The sequence below is a fragment of the Paenibacillus sp. 598K genome (genome assembly GCF_003851045.1).
In the GTDB taxonomy this organism is placed as follows: domain Bacteria; phylum Bacillota; class Bacilli; order Paenibacillales; family Paenibacillaceae; genus Paenibacillus_D.
In genome coordinates this window covers 28,970-35,069 of the sequence record NZ_BFBX01000133.1, presented here as the reverse complement: position 1 = coordinate 35,069, position 6,100 = coordinate 28,970, and the positions used below count along the sequence as shown (strand labels likewise).

Sequence of the window (6,100 nt, the reverse complement as noted above, 5' to 3'; positions counted from 1 at the left end):
GAACAAGATCTCTCCGATCGCGCGGCCGCCCTCGGTGCCGGGATACCAGCCGCACAGGATCGCCTGACAGTGCGGCTCGATCGCGCTCAGCGCGTGCGGGCGTCCCTGGATGACGACGGCGACGACCGGCGTGCCCGTCTCCGCAACGGCGCGCACCAGCTCCTCCTGGACGCCGCCAAGCCTCAGGTCGGCGAGATCGACGCCCTCGCCGCAGTCCATATCGGACGGCGGACCGTCCGCGATGATCGCCGCGCCGTTGCTGTCGAATACCTCGTCGAACCGCCGGGCGCTGCTGCCGCCGAGCACGAGTACCGCGACATCGGCAGCCGCCGCCTCGCGCACCGCCTCTTCGAAGCGGGAGCGGTCGTCGGAGCGCACGCTGCACCCTTGGGCATAGCGGACCTCAGCGCCCGCCGGCGCTTGCTCGCGGATGCCCTGCAGCACCGTCACGCCGGTGCCCTCGGCCTGGATGCTCGTGTAGTCGCCGAGCTGATGATACAGCTGATCGGCGTTGGGCCCGATGACGGCGATCCGCCGCGCTTGCTCGCCGAGCGGCAGCGTGCCGCCCTCGTTGCGCAGCAGGACAGCCGCCTCGCGGGCGAGCTGCAGATTGGTCGCGACCGCTTGCGGCGACTTCACCCGCTGCGCCGGCAACTCCTCGTCCGTGTACGGATTGTCGAACAGACCGAGGCGATATTTCAGCGTCAGCACGCGGCGCACCGCTTCGTCCAGATGAGCGATATCCGCCAATCCTTGCTCGACCGCCGTCTCCAGTGTCGTGAAGGCCTTGTCCCACAAGCTCAGATCGACGCCAGAGGCAAGCGCCAGCGCCGCTGCCGACGGATGATCGCCGGTCAGCGCCAGCAGCCGGTCGATTGCCGTGCCATCCGCCATGATCAGGCCGTCGAAGCCCCACTCATCGCGCAGGATCTCGTTGAGCAGATGCGGATTGGCATGGCATGGGATGCCGTCGATCTCATTGTAGGCGGCCATGTAGCCGACCGCTCCCGCCTCCTGACCGGCCTTGGCAGCCGGCAGATGGATCTCGCGCAGCTCGCGCTCGCCGATCGCCGCCGGACCGGCATTATGCCCGCCCTGAGCAGCGCCCTGGCCGCACAGATGCTTGAGGATCGCCGCGACCTTGTCATCCTGCTGCAGCTGGGCAGGATCGGTCCCTTGCAGCCCCCGCACGACCGCCGACGTGAAGCGCGACGCCAGATGCGGGTCCTCGCTGTAGCACTCCTCGGATCGGCCCCAGCGCGGATCATGCAGCATATCGAGCGCCGAGACGAGTCCGAGATGCGCGCCGCGCGCCCGCAGCTCCGCGGCGACCAGGCTATATGCCTGCTCGGCCAGCTCCGGGTTCCAGGTCGAGCCGACGGCCAGATTGACCGGCAGCAGCGTCCCGTCGAGCGCCTGGTGACCGTGCGGACACTCCTCGGAGAGCAGCACCGGGATGCCCAGACGCGTATTCTCGATGACATAGCGCTGCACCTGGTTGGCGAAGCGGGCATTGTCGGCAGTCGGCACCCCCGTCTTGTAAGTGACGGCCGACCACGGATCGGCGCGATAGAGGCCATAGAGCGCGCCCATCCCCTCGCCCCAGGCGACATGCTCCTTGAACGCTTCGCTGAGCTCGACCTGATCGCCGTTGCGGGTGTAGGCGTTCCAGCCGTACATATGCTGATTGACTTGTCCGACCTTTTCCTTGAGCGTCATCCGCGACAGCAGATCCTCTACGCGCTCCCCGATCGTGTATGCGGCATTTTTGTAGATCTCCATGATTCCTCCTGCATCCCAGTTCGTTATTGTCTTGCTGACTCTTGGTTCGATCAACCTTTTGCTCGACTAGCCTTTCACCTTCAGCGCACGGTATTCCTTGGGCGTCATCCCGGCTACCGTCTTGAAGACGGAGACGAAGTACTTGTACTCGCGGTACCCCACCTGATCCGCGATCTCGAACACCTTGTCATGCGTCGTCGCCAGCAGCTCCATCGCGTGGTTGATCCGCAGCTCGTTCATGTACTCGGTGAAGCTCTTGCCTGTGTGCTTCTTGAAGATATAGCTAAAGTAACTCGGCGTAATCTTCAGCCAGGCTGCGGCCTCCGATGCCTTGAGATCGGTGTGCGAATGCTCGCGCATGTACCGCACCGCCTTCTCGGCGATCCAGTTGGACTTCTCCCTGGCGCCTCGGTCGACATGCTCCAGCAGCTGCTCCACCTCATTGGCTGCGAGCAGACTGACGCTCTCATACGTGTTGTAGAGATGCAGATCGATCGGCGTCTGCCGACTGCCCTCCATCTCGCCGAGCCCGCTCTGACGGAGCCGCTGGCGCAGCAGCACCATCAGCTCCTCATACACCTTGGCCGCTTCATGCAGCAGCAGCCCCTGCGCCTGGAGCTGCGCGAAGAGCGCCGTTACCTGGACGCGCACCTCGGCGGCGTCCTTGGCATACAGCGCCGCCGTCACCCCCTGCAGCCACTCCTGCTCGGCATACTCGGGCGTCGGCTGGCGGCGCATTCGCTCGGCATCGGCAGGCAGCAGGACCGCTCGGTGGTCCAGCACATGATAAGCGAGCAGCTGCGTCGCCGCCTGACAGGCCGCTGTCGTCTCCTCGAGACGGCTGTACGCCGGCGAGAGCGCGCAGTACATCGGACGCTCGCCCGACCAGCCCGACATGAGCGCCGCGAGCTCGCTCTCCCACCAGTCGTCGCCGCGCCCATGTTCGTCGATGACGAAGGTATACAATAGGTTGAGATTATCAAAGACTGACATCGAGCGCAAGCCAAGCGTCTGCAAGCCCTCGCGGATCGTCGTCGCCCATGTCTCGAGCAGCGCCCCGTAATCGTCTGCGGACAGCTCGGCGTACACCTCGGCGAACGATGAGAGCTGGCTGGTCAGGATGCGGAAGTCTGCCCCCTGCCACCGGCTCCGATCCGGCAGCGGCGCCTTGGACGGCACCCCACGGACAGCCGCTGTGAACCAGAGCAGATCCTCCTCGCGCGCCGACGCCGTCCGCTCGCTGCGGATCTCGGCCGCCGCGCGCTTGACGACCTCGACGAGGGCATCGATCTCGACCGGCTTGAGCAGATAATCGTAGACGCCGAGCCGCACAGAGGTGCGAGCATACTCGAAGTCCTCGTAGCCGCTCAGGATGATGATCCGGGTATGCGGATGGCTCTGCTTGAGCTGACCGGCCAGTTGCAGTCCGTCCATCCCCTCCATCCGGATATCGCTGATCAGCAGCTCGACCGGCTGATCGCCGATGATCTCCAGCGCATGCTCGCCGTCATAGGCTTCGCCGATTACCTCGATGCCGATCGCTGACCAGTCGATCGTCATCCGCAAGCCTTGGCAGATGACCGGCTCGTCATCTACGATCAGCATGCGGATCGGCAGATCCGGATTGTGCAGGTTGCTCATGTTCGTCGCCCTCCTGTCGGGTGGATTGGGGTATCGTCAGTCGGAGCACCGTTCCTTGCGAGGTGCTCGAGACGACCGAGAGTCCATAGCCCTCGCCAAAATAAATCGACAGCCGCTCATGAATATTGCGGATCGCGCCAGGCCGCTCCTGGCTGTCCGAATGCTTGTCCGTCAGCATCGCCTGGATCGCCTCCAGCTTGGCCGGTTCGATGCCGGGACCGTTGTCCTCGACGTCGATCCACACCTCGTCGCCCGCTGCATAAGCCCGCACGGCGATACAATTATGCGGAGACTTGCGACTGACGCCATGCTTGATGTAGTTCTCTACCAGTGGTTGAATCGTCGTCTTCAGCAGCGGTACGTCCGCGATATCGTACGACATGTACAGGGAGTAGCGGAACCGCTCGCCGAGCCGCCGCTGCTGGAGGTACAAGTACGAATCGACGAATTGCAGCTCCTGTCCGACGGTCGAGACATACTGACCGCCGCCGAGGCTGGAGCGGAAAAACCGCGACAGCGTCTCGATCAGCCCGCTCGTCTGCTCCGCCTTCTCCAGTCTGGCCGTCCAGCGGATCATATCCAGTGTATTATACAGGAAATGCGGGTCCATCTGCTGCTGCAGCAGCCGCAGCTCCGACTCGCGCTCCCGCAGCTCCAGCTTGTATTTATACTCGATCAGCTCGCGGATCGTCTGCACCATCTCGTTGAACTTGCGGTTCAGATCGGAGATTTCGTCATGGGAGCCGACCGGCAGCTGCGCGCTGTAGTCGCCCAGCTTGACGCGGTTAGTTTCGTTTTTGAGACGCAATACGGGACGGATGATCGTATAATGAAAGCCGAACAACGCCAATATGCCAAGGAGCAGCACGACTGAGAGGATTAGCGTCATCACATTGCGCACGCCCGCAGACTGGGCATTGACATAGGACTCAGGCACGGCGGTAATGATCGTCCAGCCCGTCGTATTCATCGTCCGCGTGAAGGTCAGATAGCGCTTGCCCTCGGCCTCCAGCACAAGATAACGCTTGTCCGCTTCTCGCAGGGAGGCCAGCGCCGCATGCGGATCGAAGCCCGCAGGAGCCTCCACCTCGGAGTTCAGCACATCATTGCCCTCGCGGTTCAACACATGGACGCTGCCGCCCTCGCGATAGACCTGATTTTGCAGCAATCGGGCAATCCGCGTCTGATCGAGCCGGATGATGAGATCGCCCTGGGGCTGCGTAATATTCGGATAGGCATTGAGAACACGAAACAGGGACACCACATGGATCTCCCTGTTCCAGCCGCTTTGGGTGCTGTAGCCCTCGCTCCAGACGATGCCGCCGCGGCGCTTGGCCGCCAGCTCGAGCCAGTGCTCCTCGGCCCCGCTGCCCGACTCGCCGATGCTGATGCGATTGCCGTTATAACCATTGATATCGACGGAACGGATGAACGACTTCGACATCAGATGAAAGGTAAGGAAGCCCTCGACGTCGTTTTTGGCCCGTTCCGTCGTATCGGTATATTCCCGGGAGCTCGGGTGAAGATAGGTGTTGAGCGCCGGGCTAAAGATCAGATAGTTCGCGATATCCTCGACCAGCGCCGTCTGCTCCTCGAGCTGACCGGCCACCGCGTCGAGATTGCGAATCGTCGCATTGACGAACTGCTCGCGCAGGATATCCTTGAACTTGGTCTGCACGAGCACGCCGACGCCGAGCGTCGGGAAGATGACGAGCAGCAGGAAGATGACAAAAGCTTTGCGCTTCAGTCCGAAGCTCTGCAGCAGTCGCAGCTTCATGAGTAGTGTCCGCTCCCTTCCTCGTCGCCAGACTGTCGTCTGGCGATAAGCCTAACCCTTTACCGCACCTGCCGTCATCCCGGTGACGAGCTGCTTTTGCAGCAGCAGGTAGAAGATAACGATCGGGATAAGTGCAATTGTAAGGGCCGACATCTGCAACGTCAAGCTTGCGGTCTCGATACCGACGAAGCTGGCGATGCCCAGCGGCAACGTTTTGATCGCTTCCTTGCTGATGAGCACGAGCGCGAACAGGTACTCATTCCAGTTGTAGATGAAGTTCAGGATGAGCACGGTCGCCATCGCCGGCCGCGTGATCGGCAGGATGATCGACCAGAAGATGCGGTAGATGCCCGCGCCGTCCATGACCGCCGATTCCTCCAGATCCTTGGGCAAGCCGCGCATGAAGCCCTCGAGGATGAAGATCGTCAGCGACAGGTGAAACGCCGTATACGGCAGGATGAGCGATGCGTACGTATCGAGCAGGCTCAGATTTTTCATAATCATGAAGATCGGGATCAGCGTCGCGTGGATCGGCACCAGCATGCCGAGCAGGAACAACGCATACGTGAAGCCTCTGAGCTTGAACTTGAACCGCGAGAGGAAGAACGCGGCCAGCGCGCCCAGCAGCACGGTAACGATCAGCGAGCCGAAGGTGACGATGAGACTGTTCATAAAGTAAGTGCCCATCTTGGCCACTTCCCAGGCACGGGAATAGTTTTCCCATTGCAGCGCCTGCGGCATCGCAAACGGGCTGGCCGCGTGCTCCTGCTCCGTCTTGAAGGAGCCGACGACCATATAGAACAAAGGCACGATATTAAAAATAGCAACTGCGCTTAAAAACAAGTAGGTAACAATCGTAACGAGCGGCGATTTTTTCTCCATGGTGTGGTTGCTCCTTTC

4 protein-coding genes are annotated in these 6,100 nt (G+C 61.9%); all 4 read right to left on the bottom strand.

Features of this window, described 5'->3' with window-relative positions; genetic code table 11:
• Positions 1-1,782, bottom strand: a 1,782-nt coding sequence (locus PA598K_RS30305; RefSeq protein ID WP_128660568.1) for a glycoside hydrolase family 3 protein, incomplete at its 3' end; no start/stop codon positions are given.
• Positions 1,783-1,848: 66 nt separating this feature from the next.
• Positions 1,849-3,423, bottom strand: coding sequence for a response regulator transcription factor (locus PA598K_RS30300; protein WP_128660521.1), 1,575 nt, complete (start codon positions 3,421-3,423; stop codon positions 1,849-1,851).
• The gene (locus PA598K_RS30295) at positions 3,371-5,200 is read right to left on the bottom strand and encodes a sensor histidine kinase (RefSeq protein WP_128660520.1); all 1,830 of its coding nucleotides are present in this window, start codon (positions 5,198-5,200) and stop codon (positions 3,371-3,373) included. The genes PA598K_RS30300 and PA598K_RS30295 overlap by 53 nt, the downstream gene beginning before the upstream one ends.
• A gap of 51 nt (positions 5,201-5,251) precedes the next feature.
• A complete protein-coding gene (locus PA598K_RS30290; RefSeq protein ID WP_128660519.1) occupies positions 5,252-6,082 on the bottom strand; it encodes a carbohydrate ABC transporter permease in 831 nt (276 codons plus the stop codon).
• Positions 6,083-6,100 lie beyond the last annotated feature (18 nt).